Raw genomic sequence first — 18,998 nt, forward strand, 5'->3', positions numbered from 1 at the left:
CTCTCATCCGCCGGTGCGCACCACGCCGAGGCGCTGGGTCGCCCGCGTGTACGCCACGTACAGGTCGTTGACACCGTGCGGCGAGCCGGAGCGGATCAGCTCCGGCTCGGCCACGATCACGGTGTCGAACTCCAGGCCCTTGGCGGCCCTCGGGTCGAGCAGGACCACGGGCTGGGTCAGATCGGGCCCGCCCGTCGCCCGGACTCCCGGCATCGCGTCGGCGAGAGCGGCATGCAGCGGGGCGGGGGCGATCACCGCGATCCGGCCGTCGTGCGGCGCGCCGGCGACCCGGGCGGCGACGGTGGCGGCGAGCTCCGCCGGCTCCACGGTCACCTGCCACGGCTCGACACCCGTCGACCGGACGGAGCGCGGCGGTTGGAACGCCGGGTCCTCGAGGCGCCGCACCTCGGCCGCCAGCTCCATGATCTCGGCGGGAGTGCGGTAGTTGACGCCGAGCCGGGTGTGCTCGAACCGGTCGCCGACGTACGGCTCCAGAATGTCCTGCCACGAGGCGCAGCCCGCCGCGTCGCCGGTCTGCGCCGGGTCTCCGACCAGGGTCATCGACCGGGTCGGGCAACGCCGCATCAGCAGCCGCCACGCCATCTGCGAGAGCTCCTGCGCCTCGTCGACGATGATGTGCCCGAAGGCCCAGGTCCGGTCCGCGGCGGCGCGTTCCGCCGCGCTGCGGTGGTCGGCCTCCTCCTGGCGTTCGGCCATCCGCTCGGCGTCGATGATGTCGTGCGCGGCGAGGACCTCCGACTCCTCGTCGTGCTTGTCCTCGAACTCGTAGGTCCGTGACGCGTAGGAGACGTCGAGCACACCCTGCGCGTAGGCGATCTGCCGGGCGCGCTCGGCCTCGGCGCGGGCGAGGGCGGCGGAGTCGTCCTCGCCGAGGAGTTCCGCGACCTCGTCGAGCAGCGGCACGTCGGCGGCGGTCCACGGCCCCGTGCCGCGTCGCAGGAGCGCGGCCTCCTCCTCCGGCAGGTGCGCCGGCTCGGCCAGGAAGTCCGCGACGAACTCCTGCGGGGTGAGCGGCGGCCACAGCGTGGCGATCGCGGCGTGCACGTCGGCGCTGGAGGCGATGGCCTTGCCGAGCTGCGCGATGTCGTCGGGGCCGAGGAAGTTGGGGCCTCCGTACGGATCGGCGCCGATACGGTCCGCGAGCTGGGAGGTCAGGTCGTCGATGATCCGGAAGACGAAGTGCGGTCGGGCGAGGTTGTGCGGCAGCCCGGTCTCGCGGGCCTTGTGGCGCGCTTCGACGGCCATGCCCCAGTCGATGACCAGGTCCCCGTCGTCGTGCGGGACGACGAGCGGCGCGTCCTTCTCCGGTACCCGCTGCCGGTCCCGTACGGCCTGTGCCAGTACGTCGGCCATGGCGGCGCGGCCCTTGAGCTCGGCGGCGGCGGGACTGTCGGTGCCGGTGGCGTGCACGCCGGGGAACAACTCGCCGACCGTCGACAGCAGTACGCCGGTCTCACCGAGCGAGGGCAGCACCTCCCCGATGTAGCCGAGGAAGGCCGGGTTGGGCCCGACGATCAGCACCGCGCGCTTGGCGAGCTGCTCCCGGTGCGCGTACAGCAGATACGCGGCCCGGTGCAGGGCGACGGCGGTCTTCCCCGTGCCGGGACCGCCCTCGACGACGAGCACACCGGGCTGCGGGGCGCGGATGATCCGGTCCTGCTCGGCCTGGATGGTGGACACGATGTCGCCCATCCGGCCGGTGCGGGCGCTGTTCAGTGCGGCGAGCAGCACCTCGTCGGCGTCGTGCGACTCGTGGCCGGTGCGGGTGGTGTCGGCGAGGTCCATGATCTCGTCGTGCAGCGCGCTGACCGTCCGCCCCTGCGTGGTGATGTGCCGGCGGCGGCGCAGCCCCATCGGCTCGTAGCCGGTGGCGAGATAGAAGGGGCGCGCGACCGGGGCCCGCCAGTCGATCAGGAGCGGGGTCCTTTCCGCGTCGTCACGGCGGATTCCGGTACGCCCGATGTGATGCGTCACTCCGTCACGCCGGTCGATGCGCCCGAAACAGAGGCCGGAGTCCGCGGCATTCAGTGCGGCCAGCGTGGCGGAATGCTCGACGACACCGATGTCCCGCTCCACGCGCGCCTGCCGACCGGTCCCGACCTGGCCGATCGTGGCGCCCAGCGCGGCCTCGGCCTCGTCGCGGAGCTGGTCGAGCCGCTCGTGCACGAGGGAGACGAATTGCTGTTCCCGCCGCAATTCCTCGGTTGACAATTCAGCTCCTGAAGCGATAGGGTGCGTTTATCGAGCTTCTCCGCGTGTCAATGAAACGTGAACACGGAAACCCCTAATATACGCAGTTGAATACCCCGGCCGTCAATTCGGACCGGGGCTTTTTTGCGGCCCGACGCCGGGGGGACCATGACCGGAACGGACAGAGCGCCTCTTCCTGCACCGGGTCCGGCTCGACCTGGCGTGAACGGACCCGGCGTGAGCGGACCGGCCGTTGTCAGTGGCGGCCCGTAGCGTTCTCTGCAGTGGGAACAGGCGGGGAACGGCCGCCTGTTCGATCCTGGGGAGGGGTCTGCCGTGTCGCGGACGAAGACGTATCTGGAGCTGTCACAGGACGACGGCACGGCGCACAAGTTCTACGAGGTCGTCGTCGAGGGGACGGTCGTCTCGGTCCGCTACGGCAGGATCGGAGCCACCGGCCAGGTGCAGAGTTCTTCCTTCCCGACTGCCGAGAAGGCGCAGGCCGCGGCGTCGAAGAAGATCGGCGAGAAGATACGCAAGGGATACGCGCCGGCCGTGCGGGGACAGCGCGCCGCCCGCCCGGTGACACGCCGCCAGGTGACGTCGGCGCCGTCCACCGCCCGCTCCACGGCCCCGGTCCTGTGGCGGTTCCGGACGGGCTCCGCCGCCTTCGGGATCCACATCGACGAGGACCGCTGCTGGGTGGGCAACCAGGCCGGTGACGTCTTCACTCTCGGTCACGACGGCGAGGTGCTGGCCAGGTACTCCCTGCCGGACGGGGTGAAGTGCCTGGTGGCGGACGACTTCTGGATCTACGCGGGCTGCGACGACGGCAAGGTGTACGACCTCTCGTCGAAGCTGCCGTTCGCCGCGTACGACATCGCGGCGGACGTCGACATCTTCTGGCTCGACATCAGGGAGGGCGTCCTCAACGTCGCCGACGCCGACGGCGGTCTCACCGTCATCGACCACGAGGACGAGTACCAGTGGGCCCGGAAGTCGGCCGGTGAGCACGCCTGGATGGTGCGGGCGGACGAGCAGGCCGTCTACCACGGCCACCAGAAGGGCGTCACCGCGTACTCCCCCGACGGGAGCAGGGAGTTGTGGCACACGCCCACGACCGGTGGCGTGCTCTTCGGCTGGCAGGAGGACACGGCGGTCTACGCCGGCACGGCTCGCAACGTGGTGCAGCGTCTGTCGAAGCGGACGGGCGCCGTCGAGGCGACGTTCCGCTGCGACACCGCGGTGTACTCCTGCGCCACCTCGCCGGACGGGCGGTACGTGTTCGCCGGCGACTCCTCGTCCTCGGTCTACTGCTTCGCCGCCGACGGCACCCGCCTCTGGAAGCTCCGCACCGGCGGAGGGTCGGCCCTGTCCATGCAGTACCGCGCGGAGCGGCTGTACATGGTCACCACCGACGGCTCCCTGGTGTGCATGGACGCGGGCGAGTCGGCCGTGGCCTCCGCCCAGCAGGGCATGGTCCCCGTCGCGAGGGACATCAAGTCGGCGGCGGCGCTCCCGACCTACACCCCCGCGGCCTCCCTCACGGCGATCGCGACGGTCTCGGCACCGCCGGCCGGCGGTGTGGTGGTGGAGTGCGTCCAGGCGGGCGGGAAGCTGCGGGTGCACGTCGTCTCGGACGGTTTCGAGCCTTCCTGGAACGTGCAGTTCCCACGCGGGATACGCGAGCCGGGTGCGCGCTACGTGGTGGACTCGCTGCATCCCGCCCAGTCCGGCTTCTACCGCGTGCGCGGCGAGATCCGCCGCCTCGTCTGAGACTGCTCGTCCCTGGCGCCTCGTCCGAAAGGGCTCACGGGCGGGGCGCGGACGAGGCGGGCCGTCCAAGGCGCCTCGTCCGCGGCGCCTCGTCCGAGACGACTCGCGGGCGGGGCGGGGCCGGTCAGCCGAGCACGACCTCCAGTTCCTGCAGGAGCCTGCGCTTGGGCCGGGCGCCCACCATCGACTTCACCGGCTCGCCGGCCTCGAACACCATCAAAGTCGGCATCGACAGCACGCCGTAGCGGGTGACGGTCTCCGGATTGGTGTCGGCGTCGATCTGGACGACCTTCAGCCGCGCCTTCTCCTCCTCCGCGACCGCGCTCAGCACCGGCGCGAGCTGACGGCACGGGCCGCACCAGTCCGCGGTGAACTCGACGAGGACGGGGCGGTCCGCGCCCAGCACCTCGGCGTCGAAGTCGGTGTCCGTCACCGCGGCCACACCCTTTGCCTGGATCATCCGTCAGCCTCCGAATTCGCATTGTGGGTCCGGGCCCGCCGGCAACTGCGCCTCGGCCCGCACGAGCTGTGCACGGACCTGGGCCCGCACCGACCGCAGTTGCCCGATCAGCGCGTCCAGTTCGGCGAGCTTGGCCCGGTAGACGGCGAGCGAGGCGGGGCACGAGTCACCCGCCGGATGACCGGCGCGCAGACACTCGACGAACGGCCGCGTCTCCTCCAGGCCGAACCCGAAGTCCTGCAGGGTCCGGATCTGCTGGAGCAGTCGCAGGTCGTCCTCGTCGTACGTGCGGTAGCCGTTCACCGTCCGGCGGGCGGGCAGCAGCCCCCGGGACTCGTAGTAGCGCAGGGTGCGGGTGGTCGTGCCGGCCCGTTCCGCGAGCTCGCCGATTCGCATGTGCCCGACCGTAAGCCTTGACGCCGACGTCAAGGCAAGGACGTCAGGGCAAGCGCCCTACGGCTCGCGCTCCAGCGGTCGGCGTGATCGACGAATCCGCACGACCGGCACGCGAACCGTCTCTGGGAGACACAGCTCCGCTTTTCTGTGTGCCCGCACCGCGCGCACATGCGGGAGGTGTGGGCGGGATGGACGAACGGCACGGGGACGGCCCTGCGGGCCTGGTACTCCACGAACAAGTCCGAGCTGGGCGGACGCCCAGGAGTGCAGCGCGGCCCGTTGGGGCTTCCTCAGCCGTGCCGGGATGCGGACACCGGCAAGGTCTTCCATGTGGACGGCGGCGGCCGGGCAGTGCGCCGGACTCACGGCGGCCCCGTCGCGCGGACGGACGGCCCAGCACTGACGGCCCGCCCGTGAGCCGAAAAAGCGGCGTGTGCCGGACCCAAGGGGGAAGAGGGTCCGGCACACGCCGGGGAGTGAAGGTCCGCGGAGAATCCGGGGGATCAGACCTTCACGGGCTCACGCTCGTCGTCGCGCGGCAGCGGTACGTCCGCGGCCTCGGAGCCGCCGTCGTGCGGGGCGTGGTCGTCGACCAGCGTCTTCTCGTCGAACGGGATCCTGCCGGCGAGCACCTGGGTGGCCCGCTCCTTGTCGATCTCCTTCGTCCACGTGCCGACCAGCACCGTGGCCACCGCGTTGCCGGCGAAGTTCGTCAGGGCGCGCGCCTCGCTCATGAAGCGGTCGATACCGACGATCAGACCGACGCCGTCGACCAGGTCCGGGCGGTGCGACTGCAGACCGCCGGCCAGCGTGGCGAGACCCGCTCCGGTGACGCCCGCCGCACCCTTGGACGCGATGATCATGAAGATCAGCAGCGAGATCTGCTCCGAGGCGCTCAGCGGCGCACCCGTCGCGTTGGCGATGAACAGCGAGGCCATCGTCAGGTAGATCGCGGTGCCGTCGAGGTTGAAGGAGTAGCCGGTCGGGACGGTGATGCCGACCACCGGCTTGCTCACGCCCATGTGCTCCATCTTCGCGATCAGCCGCGGCAGCGCGGACTCGGAGGAGGAGGTGGAGAGGATCAGCAGGAACTCACGGCCCAGGTACTTCAGCAGCGTGAAGATGTTCATCCCGGCGATCAGGCGCAGCAGCAGGCCCAGCACCACGAAGACGAACAGGGCGCAGGTGACGTAGAACCCGATCATGATGACGGCCAGCGACTTCAGGGCGTCGACACCGGTCTCGCCGACCACCGCGGCGATCGCGCCGAAGGCACCGATCGGAGCGGCCCACATGATCATGGCCAGGACGCGGAACACCAGCCGCTGGATGTGCCCGATGCCGCGCAGGATCGGCTCACCCGTCGAACCCATGGCCTGCAGCGCGAAGCCCGCCAGCAGCGCCACCAGCAGCGTCTGCAGCACCTCGCCCTCGGTGAAGGCGGAGACCAGCGTCGTCGGGATGATCCCCAGCAGGAAGTCCGCGGTGCTCTCCCCGCCGCCGGAGGCCTGCTCCGCGCCGGCCGCGCGTGCCGCGTCGGTCAGGTGGAGTCCGGATCCCGGCTCCAGCAGGTTGCCGACCACCAGGCCGATGGCCAGGGCGACGGTCGACATGACCAGGAAGTAGCCGAGCGCCAGCCCGCCGACGGCGCCGACCTTGGCCGCCTTCCGTACCGAGCCGATGCCCAGCACGATCGTGCAGAAGATCACCGGCGAGATCATCATCTTGATCAGGTTCACGAAGCCCTTGCCGATGGGCTTGAGCTCCACCGCGACGCCCGGTGCGGCGAAACCGACGATGATGCCGAGCACCACCGCGGCGATGACTGCCAGGTACAGATAGTGGGTACGGTCCCGCTTGCCTGCGGCTGTAGTGGCCACGGGGGTGCCTCCTCGTTGGGAATATGCGTCCACGTCCCGGTGGATCCCAGCGACTATCCATCAGCCTGTGACCCCGGTCACCGTTGCGTTCTTTTCGTTCACACAAATCCGGCCAGGCAGACTTAACGCATGCGCATCCCCCGCCCTCGCAGCCTCGCGGCCCAGCTGTTCGCGATGCAGGTCGTGCTCGTCGCCGCGATCGTGGCCGGCTTCTCGCTCTTCGCGTACCTCACCGACCGGTCGCAGGCCGAGGAGAGCGCGCGCCTGCAGTCCAGGGCCACCGCGGCGGGCGCCGCCCGCTCGCCCTCGGTTGCCGAGGCCGTCCGGTCGGACGACCCTTCCGCGGTCCTCCAGCCGTACGCGGAGTCCCTGCGCCGGGACACCGCCATGGACTTCGTCGTGATCATGGACCCGGCGGGCCGGCGCTGGACGCATCCCGTGCCGGACCGGATCGGAAGGACGTATCTCGGCCACATCGAGCCGGCGCTGGACGGGCGGATCTACAGCGAGCAGTACGTCGGGACGCTCGGCCTGTCGGTGCGCACGGTGGCGCCGGTGTACGACGACGGCGAGGTCGTGGCCATCGTCAGCGCGGGCATAACGGTCGAGGAGATCACCGAGCAGGTGCGCGACCAGGTCACCGCGCTGCTCGGCATGGCGGGGGCGGCCCTCGCGCTCGGCGGGTTCGGCACGTACGTGATCAACGCGCGCCTGCGACGGCACACCCACGGCATGAACGCGGCGGAGCTCGGGCGCATGCACGACTACCACGAGGCCGCGCTGCACGCCGTGCGCGAGGGGCTCGTCATGCTCGACGGCAGCCGCAGGATCGCGCTGGCCAACGACGGAGCGCGCGAGCTGCTCGGGCTCGGCGAGGACGCCGTGGGCCGCCACGTCGCCGACCTCGGGCTGCCGCGGCCGCTGACCGGGGCCCTGCTGTCCTCCGAACCGCGGGTCGACGAGCTCCACCTCTCCGCCGACCGGGTCGTCGTCGTGAACACCCAGCCGGTGGTGGGCGGCGAGCAGCGCGGCACGGTCGTCACCCTGCGCGACCACACCGAGCTGCAGTCGTTGTCGGGCGAACTCGACTCGGAGCGGGGCTTCACCCAGGCCCTGCGGTCCCAGGCGCACGAGGCCGCCAACCGGCTGCACACCGTCGTCTCCCTCATCGAGCTGGGCCGGGCGGACGAGGCGATCGACTTCGCGACGGCCGAGCTGGAACTGGCCCAGGCTTTGACCGACCGCGTCGTCGACGCCGTCGGCGAGCCGGTGCTGGCGGCCCTGCTGCTCGGCAAGGCCGCGCAGGCCAACGAGCGGGGCGTGGAACTGACCCTCACCGAAGACAGCCGCATCGACGACGGTGTCATCCCCCGCTGCCTGCCGTCCCGCGACCTGGTGACGATCCTGGGCAACCTGATCGACAACGCGGTCGACGCGGCGGCGGAGGCGACAGCGGGCGGCGGAGTCCCTGCGGAGGTGGCCGCGGAGGCGGCGACGGGCGATGTGGGCGGGACCCCCCGGCTCCCGGCCCAGGCGGCGGGCACGGCCAGTGGGCCGGATACGGCCGACGAACCCGGCACAGCCAGTGGGCCCGGCACGCGGGCCTCGGCAGCCGCCCCCGCCCCGGGCGCCGGTCGCGCCGGAGAGCCGGACCCGGCCGACCCGGCCGACGCCGACCCGGCCGACGCCCTCGCGAGCGACGCGCCCACGGCCGGTGCCCCCCGGGGCGGACGCGCCCGCGTCACCGTCACCGCGCGGGCCGACGACGGCGAGCTGCTGCTCCGGGTCGCCGACACCGGCGCCGGCGTCGCCCCCGGCGACGCCGCCGAGGTGTTCCGCCGCGGCTGGTCCACGCACGGCGCCGGCCGCGGCCTCGGTCTCGCGCTGGTGCGGCAGGCGGTGCACCGTGGTCGTGGCACCATCGGGCTCGCGCAGGGTCCGGACGGCGGAGCGGAGTTCACCGTACGGCTGCCCCTGCACCCAGCGGAGGTGACCGTGTGACCATCAACGTTCTCGTCGTCGAGGACGACCCCGTCGCCGCCGACGCGCACGCCCTGTACGTGGGCCGGGTCACCGGTTTCCAGGTGGCCGGGATCGCGCACTCGCGGGCCGAGGCCGTGCGCGCACTGGAGCGCACCGACGTGGATCTGCTGCTGCTCGACCTCTACCTGCCCGACGGCCACGGCCTGGCGCTCGTACGGTCCCTCCGCGCGGCCGGCCACTCCGCGGACGTCATCGCCGTCACCTCCGCCCGCGACCTGGCGATCGTCCGTGAGGGCGTGTCCCTCGGAGTCGTTCAGTACGTCCTCAAGCCGTTCACGTTCGCCACCCTGCGCGACCGGCTCACCCGTTACGCGGAGTTCCGCGCGTCGGCCGGTGAGGCCAGCGGCCAGGACGAGGTCGACCGGGCGCTGGCGACCCTGCGCACCCCCCGGGTCACCACCTCCCTGCCCAAGGGCCTGAGCGGCCCCACCCTGGAGGCGGTCACGCGGACCCTGCGCGAGTCGGCGGAAGGGCTCACCGCCACGGAGGCCGCGGCGGCCGTCGGCATCTCGCGGATCACGGCCCGCCGCTATCTGGAGCACCTCGTCACCGCCGGTCGCGCGGCCCGCGCCCCCCAGTACGGCCAGATCGGCCGCCCCGAACTGCAGTACCGCTGGATCAGCACCGTGCGCTGACGCCGAGCCCCACGCCCCACGCCCCGCACCCCGCGGCCCGCACCCCGCGGCCCACACCCCGCGGCCCTGCTCCGGCGGCTCTGCACGGAACCGGTCGGTAACCTCTTCGACGCCTCTTCCCCCGGCCCGCTCATGGCCATCACGACGGTACGGGCGACCGAGTCCGTAGGACGTTTCGACGAACCGTCGCTTTGGGGGTACGCACCGTGGTCAGGGCCGGCGGGCCGCCCGTAGGTTGTGCGCGTGCAGCACAACCCCTCCCCTCCCTTCAACGCCTCCGCCGCCCGCCGACTGCGTCTGGCGCTCGGGATGGCGCCCGGTCATGTGGCGTACGGGCTGCACGCCCAGTACGGGATGCGCGTCACCCCGGACACGGTGACGGCCTGGGAACGAGGGCTCGCCGTACCCGACGCGCGGCAACTGACCGCGCTCGCCGGGGTGCTGTGGTGCTCACCGGGCGAACTGCTGTCCGCCGCGACAACCTTGCGCGAGCAGCGGATCGCCCGCGGCCTCGCGCCCGACGAGCTGGCCAGACGACTGGGCATGGACGCCTTCGCCTACACGCGGATGGAGGAGTCGGGCCGGTGGCGGGGCAACGAGCGGCAGACCGCCGCCCTCGCAGATGTGCTCGGCCTCGGCCCCCGCGAACTGCTCGCCGCCACCGGGCGCGACGAGGATCTGGCCGACCTGCTGCGGGCCGCGGTGACCTCGCGCTGGCAGGCGTACGTACGGCCGGTGGGCAAGATGCTGCCGTTGGAGCGCGCCCGTCTCGAGGACGTCCTCCAGCGACTGCACACCGACTACCAGTCCCGGATGGTGGCCACCCTCGGCTGGGGCGACGCGTCACAGGACACGGGCGAGGCGGGCCGGGAGTACCTGGACCGCGTACTGGACCACTTCTGGGACCTGGCACACGGCTGACCCCGGAGCCGGGCCCGCCCACGGACCGGATCACGCGGTCACAGCCAGCCCCTCCGGGCCGCGAGAGCACCCGCCTGGAACCGGCTCGTGGCACCCAGCCGGTCGAGGACCGTCCTGATCCTGCGCTCGACGGTGCGCGGGGAGACGCCGAAGTGGCGGGCGATCCGCAGGTCGGTGGAGCCGGCGGCCATCAGGCACAGCAGTTCCCGTTCCTGGTCCCCGAGGTCGACGTCCGCCTCACCCTCGCCGCCGAGCGGCATCGCCATCTCCCACACCGTCTCGAAGAGGCTGATGAAGCCGTCGAGCAGGGCGGAGCGGCCGATCACCAGCGACTCGGAACTGTGGTTCGGCGACGCGGTCGCGGTGGGTACGAGGGCCATGTCCTCGTCGAAGATGACCAGCTTCATCGGCGTCCTGGCGATGAAGCGCCCTTCCTCGCCCCGGGCCAGAGTGCGGAGCATGCTCGCCCGCGCGGCGGGCAGGTTCAGCGCCTCCGCCGCGTAGATGGTGCGGTAGGCGACGCCCCGGTCCATGGCCTTCATCTGACGTTCGTCGTTGGCGCCGAGCGTCTGCGCGAAGGGCGGGGCGGCTATCCCGCGCACGCTGGACCGGCAGTTGTCCTGGCCCGCCGCGAAGAGGCGCAGCATCTCCTCGGCCCGCACCTCGCGGATCGTCGACGTGTTCCCCGCGCCCCGCGCCGCCAGGTACTGCTGGGTGAGGGACTCGACGGCCCGGTGGGAGAGGAGCACCTGCTCCTCCAGTCGGCCCACCCACGCGGCGGACACCGCGCCGGGCGGCCGGACCGCCGCTTCCAGAGGTACGCCGGCGGCGGGCTCCGCCGCTCCCATGTCCAGCAGCCGGTCGAGCGCCTCGCGCGCCTCCTTGGGGGTCAGCTTCGTCGCGGCGGCCAGGCTCCTCGGGTCGTGCCAGGGTGACCGGGCGAGTTCCGCGTACACCTGCTCGAGGACGGGGTCGTCGACCGGCAGTATGCGCCCCGTACGCTCGGGCTCGACCACGGGATCACCCCTCCGACTTGCTGTTCACGGCGGGAGAGATGATGTCAGATGTCTTCGGTCCCGACGCATGAGCCGGACCACATTCTGCAATAACGCTTCGAAAACGCGAACGGCCGTACCGCACCGCGGGACAGCGGTGCGGTACGGCCGTGGCTCCGCTGGAGCCGGGCCCGGATCAGGTCGTCAGCTGCCGCTCCGGGCGCCCTTGCCGCCCTTGCCGCCCTTGCCGGAGGTGCCGGCCTTCACGTTGACCGCCGCCCAGGCCGCGTCGACCGCCTGGTACTCGGCGCTGCCCGCGCCGTACAGGTCGGTCGCCGCGGACAGAGTGGCCGTGCGCGCGCCCTGGTAGTCGGTGGTGGAGGTCATGTACACGGTGAGCGCCTTGTACCAGATCTGCTCGGCCTTGGCGATGCCGATGCCGCTGACCGCCTTGCCGTCGTAGGTCGGGCTGTCGTAGCTGACGCCGTTGATCGTCTTGGCGCCGCTGCCCTCGGACAGCAGGTAGAAGAAGTGGTTGGCCGGGCCCGACGAGTAGTGCACGTCGATCCGTCCGAGCGAGCTGGACCAGTAGTCCGCGGAGTTGCCGTCCCTGCTCGGCTTGTCCATGTAGCGCAGCGGCGCGCCGGTGCCACGGATGTCGATCTTCTCGCCGACCAGGTAGTCGCCCACGTCCTGGGAGTTGTTGGCGTGGAACTCGGCAGCGGCGGCGAAGATGTCGCTGGTCGCCTCGTTCAGGCCGCCGGACTCACCGCGGTAGACGAGACCGGCGGTGTTGGAGGTGAGGCCGTGCGTCATCTCGTGGGCGGCGATGTCGAGCGCGGTGAGCGGCTTGCTGTTGCCGGAGCCGTCACCGTAGGTCATGCAGAAGCACGAGTCCGACCAGAAGGCGTTGACGTAGTTGTCGCCGTAGTGCACCCGGGAGTACGCGGCCACGCCGTCGTTCTTGATGCCGTTGCGGCCGTGCACGTCCTTGTAGTAGTCCCAGGTGACGGCCGCACCGTAGTGCGCGTCGACGGCGGCGTTCTGGCGGCCGCCGCCCCACACGTCGTCGGCGTCGTTGAACAGCGTTCCCGAGCCGGAGGTGCCCTGGTTCATGTCGAGGGTGCGGTGGCCACCGCGCGCCCCGTCCTTGAGGTCGAAGCCGGCGCCGTTGGCCGTGGTCGTCAGCGGGACCGTGCCGTTGTAGTCGCCGGTGCCCGTGCCGGTGTGGACGGTCTCGTAGGCGAACAGTTCCGCGCCGGTGGCGGCGTCGGTCACGACGAGCATCTCGCTGGGCGTGCCGTCGTGCTGCACACCGGTGACAAGGGTCTCCCAGGCCAGTACCGGCGTACCGGAGGCGGCCCAGACCACCTTGCGCGCGGTCTTGGCCGCAGCCTCGGTGTTCTCCTTCTCCGCGGAGACCTTCACGGCGGCCTTCTTCGCCGCGGCGGCCGGCACCTTGGCGGACGTGCTCGGCACGGATATGCGGGCGTTCGTCGCCTTGGTGACGCCGCGCTTGCCGTTCTTCTCCTTGTGCACGACGAGGTCGCCGCCGAGGACCGGCAGCCCGTCGAAGGTGCGCTCGTAACGGATGTGCACGGTGCCGTCCGCGTCCTTGATCACATCGCGGACGACGAGCTTCTCGCGGTTGTCCAGCCCGATGGCGTTCGCCTCCGAACCGGCGGCGGCCTGCGCGGACTTCAGCGCGGCGACCCGCTCCGAGGGGGCGAGCGCGACCGCCGTCGCGTCAGCGATGCCGTCGGAGCCCGCTGTCGCCGAGCCGGACTGGATCCCGACGACGACCATGGCGGCGCAGGCGGTGAGAGCCGCGGCCCGGACGGTCGCCCTGCGGGTGGTGGTGCGTGTCACTCAAGTACTCCTAGGCGAGGGCCGCGTGGGGACCGCGGCCGAGGGGGGTGACGGGCCGGGGTGCAGGCGCCGTCCTGTCAGGAGCTCGCCGGGGCAGCCGGGACCGCACGGCCCGTCAGGAACGCCTCAAGGGGGGACGGGCGAGCCTGCCGGGACGCGATGTCCGACGCCTCCGGATGAACGCGGCCGAGACTGCCAGCAACCAGGGCGTGAATGACAGTGGCCGGACAAGAGCTGTCGTATACCCGACATGCCGAATCACGTCAGCGCACGGAGAGGGTGACGGCAGGTCGGGGCAGGTCGGGGCAGGTCGCGGGCGTCGCGCACGAGCGGGAGAGGCGCCCCGGCTCACCAACGACCGGGCGGCGGACGGGAGTCCGGGGCGCGGGCCGGGAGCAGGGCGGCCGCCGGGGGCGAGGGAGTCGCGGCGGCGGCCGACAGGGCGAGGGCGGCGAGGGCGGCGGCAGGCGCGAGGGCGGACTCCCGGTCGGCGGTCCGCTGCCGTGGTAGCGGTCACTGTTGCCGTCGCCGTCGCCGTCGCAGTTGCCGTCGCAGTTGCCGTCGCAGTTGCCGTCGCTGTTGCCGTCGAGGTCGCCGTCGCCGTCGCGGTTCAGGAGGCCACCCGACCGTGGTCGCGGGCGCCGCCCCGGTCACCTACCCGGAGTCGGCGTCACGAGCAGGGGCGACAGGCCGTCGGGCCGACGGCGCGGAAGCAGCAGGAAACAGCAAACGGCCCCGACCGCCCTCGGAGGACGATCAGGACCGCACGACGACGGGCGGAGGGCTCAGAACACCGACTCCGCCTCGAACATCCGGTTCTCCGGGACGGTCTTGAGCCGCGTCACCGCCTCGGCCAGCGGCACCATCACCACGTCCGTGCCGCGCAGGGCGGTCATCATGCCGAACGCGCCCTGGTGCGCCGCCTCGACCGCGTGCCATCCGAAGCGGGTCGCCAGCACCCTGTCGTACGCCGTGGGCGTGCCGCCGCGCTGGACGTGGCCGAGGATGACCGGCTTGGCCTCCTTGCCGAGCCGGCGCTCCAGTTCGGCGGCGAGCCGGTTGCCGATGCCCTGGAAGCGCTCGTGGCCGAACTGGTCGATCTCGCCCTTGGCGTACTCCATGGAACCCTCGGCCGGGTGCGCGCCCTCCGCGACACAGATGACCGCGAACTTCTTGCCGCGGGAGAAGCGCTCCTCGACCATCTTGACCAGGTCGCCCACGTCGAACGGCCGCTCGGGCAGACAGATGCCGTGGGCACCGCCCGCCATACCCGATTCCAGCGCGATCCAGCCGGCGTGCCGGCCCATGACCTCGACGACCATGACCCGCTGGTGCGACTCGGCGGTGGTCTTCAGACGGTCGATTGCCTCCGTGGCGACCATGACGGCGGTGTCGAAGCCGAAGGTGCGGTCGGTGGAGGAGATGTCGTTGTCGATGGTCTTCGGGACGCCGACGACGGGCATCCCGGCGTCGGACAGCATCCGCGACGCGGTGAGTGTGCCCTCGCCGCCGATCGGGATGAGCGCGTCGATGCCGTACTGCTTCGCCAACTCCGCCGCGTTCTCCGCCGCTTCCCGCAGCCGGCCGCGCTCCAGGCGGGCCGAGCCGAGGATCGTGCCGCCGCGGGCGAGGATGCCGCTGACCGCGTTGAGATCGAGCGGACGGTAGTGGCCGTCGAGGAGACCCTTGAATCCGTCCTCGAAACCGATGACTTCGTCGCCGTGACCTGTCATGGCACGGTGCACGACAGAGCGGATCACTGCGTTCAGACCCGGGCAGTCGCCGCCTGCGGTGAGAACTCCGATGCGCATCGTGCTGTGTCTCCTGCTCCTCGGTGGTCCTTGTGAGCCGTTTCCGATTGTCCCACGGGCCCTGGATCGCCCGCGCTCCCTGCTGCTCCGGGGCGCTCCTGCCGCTCCTTGCTCTCCTCGCGGCCGCCCCGCTCGCCCGGCGGGCGCCCTAAGGGCTGTCCCGCAATCCCCGCTGGGCGCACGACGACAGCTACGGCACCTCGCCGCGTTGTCGAATCGCCCGGATACATCCAGTATGAGGACGACCCTCCGCCTTGCGATGCACCGCATCTGACGCCGCGCGCTGATCCACCGCGGATGACGGGACAGCCCTTAGCCACCTTCGGAGGTACTGTCAAGAGGGCAATGCCGCCCCGAGCGGCCCTCAGGCACGCCCCGACCCCGCCGTCCGCGAGGCGGTGCGGCGGACGGCTTGCGCGGGCGCCCGGCAGGGCGGTCGGCAGGCGGTCGGAGCGGCCAGGGCGCCCATACGCCCGGTACGGACATCATGAACACGGACTTCATGGACGGGAGAGCACGAGCGTGACGCGCAGGGGGCACCACCCGCCGAAGGCAGGCGGAGTGTACGTGACCGGGATCGACCGCGGAGACGGCCGGCAGGTGGTCGAGCTGGGAGTCATGGAGCTCCTGACCCGCCAGGTGGACCGGGTGGGCGTCTTCCGCCCCCTCGTCCACGACGGACCCGACCGCCTCTTCGAACTGCTCCGGGCGCGCTACCGGCTCTCCCAGGACTCCGCCTCCGTCTACGGCATGGACTACCACGAGGCGGCCGCGCTCCAGGCGGAGAAGGGCACCGACGAGCTGGTCTCCCACCTGGTCGAACGCTTCCTCGCGGTGGCCAGGGAGTACGAGGTGGTCCTGGTCCTCGGCACCGACTACGCCGCCACCCAGCTCCCCGACGAGCTGGCGCTCAACGCCCGGCTCGCCAACGAGTTCGGCGCCTCCGTGGTCGCGGTGGTGGGCGGCAAGGGCCAGACCCCGGAGTCCGTACGGGCGGAGACCCGCAACGCCTACCGCGCCTACGAGGCCCTCGGCTGCAACGTCCTCGCCATGGTCGCCAACCGCGTCGTCCCCGCCGAACGGGCAGGCATCGCCGAACGGCTCGCGGCGCGGCTGCCGGTCCCCTGTTACGTGATCCCCGACGAGCCCGCGCTCGCCGCCCCCACGGTCGCCCAGATCACGCACGCCCTCGGCGGCACGGTCCTCCTCGGCGACGACTCCGGTCTCGCGCGTGACGCCCTGGACTTCGTCTTCGGCGGCGCGATGCTGCCGAGTTTTCTGCCCGCCCTGACCCCCGGCTGCCTCGTCGTGACACCGGGCGACCGCGCCGACCTGGTGGTGGGCTCGCTCGCCGCGCACTCTGCGGGCACCCCGCCCATCGCGGGCGTGCTGCTGACGCTGAACGAGCGCCCGAGCGACGAGGTCCTCACCCTCGCGGCCCGTCTCGCGCCGGGCACCCCGGTCGTCTCCGTGGCCGGCAACAGCTTCCCCACCGCCGGTGAACTGTTCGCGATGGAAGGCAAGTTGAGCGGCACCACACCGCGCAAGGCGGAGACCGCGCTCGGCCTCTTCGAGCGCCATGTGGACACCGCCGACCTGCTGGCCCGTCTCGCGGTGTCCCGCAGCAGCCGGGTCACACCGATGATGTTCGAGCACGAGCTGCTGGAACAGGCGCGCGCCGACCGCCGTCGCGTGGTGCTGCCGGAGGGCACGGAGGAGCGGGTGCTCCGCGCGGCCGATGTGCTGATCCGCCGGGACGTGTGCGACCTGACGCTCCTCGGTGACACCGAGATCATCCGCAAGAAGGCAGCCGACCTCGGCATCGATCTGTCGGCCGCCCAGCTGATCGACCCGAACACCTCCGACCTGCGCCAGACGTTCGCGGAACGCTACGCCGCGCTGCGCGCCCACAAGGGCGTGACGGTCGATCTGGCGCACGACGTGGTGGCGGACGTGAACTACTTCGGCACCCTCATGGTGGAGGAGGGGCTGGCCGACGGCATGGTGTCCGGCTCCGTGCACTCCACGGCCGCCACCATCCGTCCGGCCTTCGAGATCATCAAGACGAAGCCAGAGGCCTCGATCGTCTCGTCCGTCTTCTTCATGTGCCTGGCCGACAGGGTGCTCGTCTACGGCGACTGCGCGGTCAACCCGGACCCGGACGCCGGGCAGCTCGCCGACATCGCGATCCAGTCGGCCGCGACGGCCGCCCGGTTCGGCGTCGAGCCGAGGATCGCGATGCTGTCGTACTCCACCGGCACCTCGGGGTCCGGCGCCGACGTGGACAAGGTGCGCGAGGCGACCGGGATGGTGCGCGGTTCCCGCCCGGATCTGCGGATCGAGGGACCGATCCAGTACGACGCGGCCGTCGAGCCCTCCGTCGCGGCGACGAAGCTGCCCGACTCGGAGGTGGCCGGCCGGGCGACGGTCCTGATCTTCCCGGACCTGAACACCGGCAACAACACGTACAAGGCCGTGCAGCGCTCGGCGGGCGCCGTCGCGGTCGGGCCGGTGCTGCAGGGTCTGCGCAAGCCGGTCAACGACCTGTCGCGCGGCGCGCTGGTCAGCGACATCGTCAACACGGTCGCCATCACCGCGATCCAGTCCCAGAGCCCGGCGCAGAACCGGTCCCAGAGCCAGAGCCCGTCCGCGGGCCGGTCCCAGAGCCCGTCCGCGAGCCCGTCGAAGGCACAGGAGCCCTCCGCATGACCGCCACCCGCGTCCTCGTCCTCAACTCCGGCTCGTCGTCCCTGAAGTACCAGCTGCTCGACATGCGCGACTCGTCCCGGCTGGCGATCGGCCTGGTGGAGCGTATTGGCGAACAGACCTCCCGGCTGGTCCACACACCGCTCGCGCGCGGCGGTGACAGGCGCGAGCGCTCCGGCCCGATCGCCGACCACGACGCGGCGCTCAAGGCGGTCGCGGGGGAACTGACCCGGGACGGGCTCGGTCTGGACTCGCCGGAGCTCGCCGCCATCGGCCACCGGGTGGTGCACGGCGGGCTGCGGTTCACCGCTCCCACGGTGATCACCGACGAGGTGCTCGCCGAGGTGGAGCGGCTCGTACCGGTCGCCCCGCTGCACAACCCGGCGAACATCACCGGCATACGTACCGCCCGGGCGCTCCGGCCCGACCTGCCGCAGGTCGCGGTCTTCGACACGGCCTTCCACACGACGATGCCGGAGGCGGCGGCGCGGTACGCCATCGACGTCGAGACCGCGGACGCGCACCGTATCCGCCGCTACGGCTTCCACGGCACCTCGCACGCCTACGTCTCCCGGGCCACGGCGGCGCTGCTCGGCAAGGACCCGTCCGAGGTGAACGTCATCGTGCTGCACCTCGGCAACGGCGCCTCCGCCTCCGCGGTGGCCGGGGGCCGGTGTGTGGAGACCTCCATGGGGCTCACCCCCTTGGAGGGCCTTGTGATGGGTACGCGCTCCGGTGACATCGACCCGGCGGTGACGTTCCACCTCAGGCGGGTCGCCGGAATGAGCACGGACGAGATCGATGCGCTGCTCAACAAGAAGAGCGGGCTGGTGGGCCTGTGCGGGGACAACGACATGAGGGAGATCCGCCGACGGATCGAAGAGGGCGACGAGCGGGCGCGGCTGGCGTTCGACATTTACGTGCACCGGCTGAAGAAGTACATAGGCGCCTATTACGCGGTACTCGGACGGGTGGACGCGGTGGCGTTCACGGCGGGTGTGGGCGAGAACGCCGCTCCCGTTCGCGAGGCCGCCGTCGCGGGTCTGGAAGGGCTGGGCCTGGCGGTGGACGCGGGCCTGAACGCCGTACGGTCGGACCAGGCCCGGCTGATCTCGCCCGAGGCGGCACGGGTGGCGGTCGCCGTGGTCCCGACGGACGAGGAACTCGAGATCGCACGACAGACCTTTGATCTGGTGAAGTGAGGGAAGTCGGTGACGTGAACCGAATCGGTTTGCCCCGAATCGGTGAACGCCTGAGCGGGCCGGCGCCCATTTGTACATTCCACCAGACGGAAT

The 18,998-nt window shown here is 71.6% G+C and carries 14 protein-coding genes; 6 read left to right on the plus strand and 8 right to left on the minus strand.

All coding sequences use genetic code 11. From position 1 onward, the window contains the following. Window positions 1-3 precede the first annotated feature (3 nt). On the minus strand, window positions 4-2,232 hold the full coding sequence (locus tag ACFYV1_RS31080; protein WP_389398955.1) for a HelD family protein: 2,229 nt from the start codon (window positions 2,230-2,232) through the stop codon (window positions 4-6). Between the two features lie 315 nt (window positions 2,233-2,547). Here ACFYV1_RS31080 and ACFYV1_RS31085 point away from each other — a divergent pair, with 315 nt between their 5' ends. Then, window positions 2,548-3,987, plus strand: coding sequence for a WGR domain-containing protein (locus ACFYV1_RS31085; protein ID WP_389398956.1), 1,440 nt, complete (start codon window positions 2,548-2,550; stop codon window positions 3,985-3,987). Window positions 3,988-4,111: 124 nt separating this feature from the next. Here ACFYV1_RS31085 and trxA read toward each other — a convergent pair whose 3' ends face one another. The 4 genes from trxA to ACFYV1_RS31105 all read right to left on the minus strand — a co-directional run bounded on the left by trxA (window position 4,112) and on the right by ACFYV1_RS31105 (window position 6,723). Beyond that, the gene (trxA, locus tag ACFYV1_RS31090; protein WP_389398957.1) at window positions 4,112-4,447 is read right to left on the minus strand and encodes a thioredoxin; all 336 of its coding nucleotides are present in this window, start codon (window positions 4,445-4,447) and stop codon (window positions 4,112-4,114) included. Window positions 4,448-4,450: 3 nt separating this feature from the next. Continuing rightward, the gene (locus ACFYV1_RS31095) at window positions 4,451-4,843 is read right to left on the minus strand and encodes a MerR family transcriptional regulator (RefSeq protein ID WP_389398958.1); all 393 of its coding nucleotides are present in this window, start codon (window positions 4,841-4,843) and stop codon (window positions 4,451-4,453) included. Between the two features lie 29 nt (window positions 4,844-4,872). After that, on the minus strand, window positions 4,873-5,076 hold the full coding sequence (locus ACFYV1_RS31100) for a zinc ribbon domain-containing protein (RefSeq protein WP_389398959.1): 204 nt from the start codon (window positions 5,074-5,076) through the stop codon (window positions 4,873-4,875). A gap of 270 nt (window positions 5,077-5,346) precedes the next feature. After that, the gene (locus tag ACFYV1_RS31105; RefSeq protein ID WP_389398960.1) at window positions 5,347-6,723 is read right to left on the minus strand and encodes a cation:dicarboxylate symporter family transporter; all 1,377 of its coding nucleotides are present in this window, start codon (window positions 6,721-6,723) and stop codon (window positions 5,347-5,349) included. Window positions 6,724-6,852: 129 nt separating this feature from the next. Here ACFYV1_RS31105 and ACFYV1_RS31110 point away from each other — a divergent pair, with 129 nt between their 5' ends. The 3 genes from ACFYV1_RS31110 to ACFYV1_RS31120 all read left to right on the plus strand — a co-directional run bounded on the left by ACFYV1_RS31110 (window position 6,853) and on the right by ACFYV1_RS31120 (window position 10,322). Further along, entirely contained in the window at window positions 6,853-8,724 is a 1,872-nt protein-coding gene (locus tag ACFYV1_RS31110) for an ATP-binding protein (RefSeq protein ID WP_389398961.1), read from the plus strand. Further along, complete coding sequence (locus ACFYV1_RS31115; RefSeq protein ID WP_389398962.1) at window positions 8,721-9,401, plus strand: response regulator; 681 nt, start codon at window positions 8,721-8,723, stop codon at window positions 9,399-9,401. Before ACFYV1_RS31110 ends, ACFYV1_RS31115 begins: the two co-directional genes overlap by 4 nt. A 309-nt stretch (window positions 9,402-9,710) precedes the next feature. Then, entirely contained in the window at window positions 9,711-10,322 is a 612-nt protein-coding gene (locus tag ACFYV1_RS31120) for a helix-turn-helix domain-containing protein (RefSeq protein ID WP_389398987.1), read from the plus strand. Window positions 10,323-10,360: 38 nt separating this feature from the next. Here ACFYV1_RS31120 and ACFYV1_RS31125 read toward each other — a convergent pair whose 3' ends face one another. The 3 genes from ACFYV1_RS31125 to ACFYV1_RS31135 form a co-directional block, all read right to left on the minus strand. Next, the gene (locus ACFYV1_RS31125) at window positions 10,361-11,338 is read right to left on the minus strand and encodes a LuxR C-terminal-related transcriptional regulator (RefSeq protein WP_389398963.1); all 978 of its coding nucleotides are present in this window, start codon (window positions 11,336-11,338) and stop codon (window positions 10,361-10,363) included. A gap of 183 nt (window positions 11,339-11,521) precedes the next feature. Then, window positions 11,522-13,123, minus strand: coding sequence for a M4 family metallopeptidase (locus ACFYV1_RS31130; RefSeq protein WP_389398988.1), 1,602 nt, complete (start codon window positions 13,121-13,123; stop codon window positions 11,522-11,524). A gap of 848 nt (window positions 13,124-13,971) precedes the next feature. Next, window positions 13,972-14,997 (minus strand): ATP-dependent 6-phosphofructokinase, encoded by a 1,026-nt coding sequence (locus ACFYV1_RS31135; RefSeq protein WP_389398964.1) that lies wholly within the window; start codon window positions 14,995-14,997, stop codon window positions 13,972-13,974. A gap of 618 nt (window positions 14,998-15,615) precedes the next feature. Between ACFYV1_RS31135 and pta the strand changes: the two genes are divergently transcribed. Continuing rightward, window positions 15,616-17,706, plus strand: a complete 2,091-nt coding sequence (pta, locus tag ACFYV1_RS31140; protein WP_389398989.1) for a phosphate acetyltransferase — start codon at window positions 15,616-15,618, stop codon at window positions 17,704-17,706. After that, window positions 17,703-18,905, plus strand: coding sequence for an acetate kinase (locus ACFYV1_RS31145; protein WP_389398965.1), 1,203 nt, complete (start codon window positions 17,703-17,705; stop codon window positions 18,903-18,905). Before pta ends, ACFYV1_RS31145 begins: the two co-directional genes overlap by 4 nt. Window positions 18,906-18,998: the final 93 nt, after the last annotated feature.

The sequence above is a fragment of the Streptomyces sp. NPDC003023 genome (assembly GCF_042888225.1).
Lineage (GTDB): Bacteria > Actinomycetota > Actinomycetes > Streptomycetales > Streptomycetaceae > Streptomyces.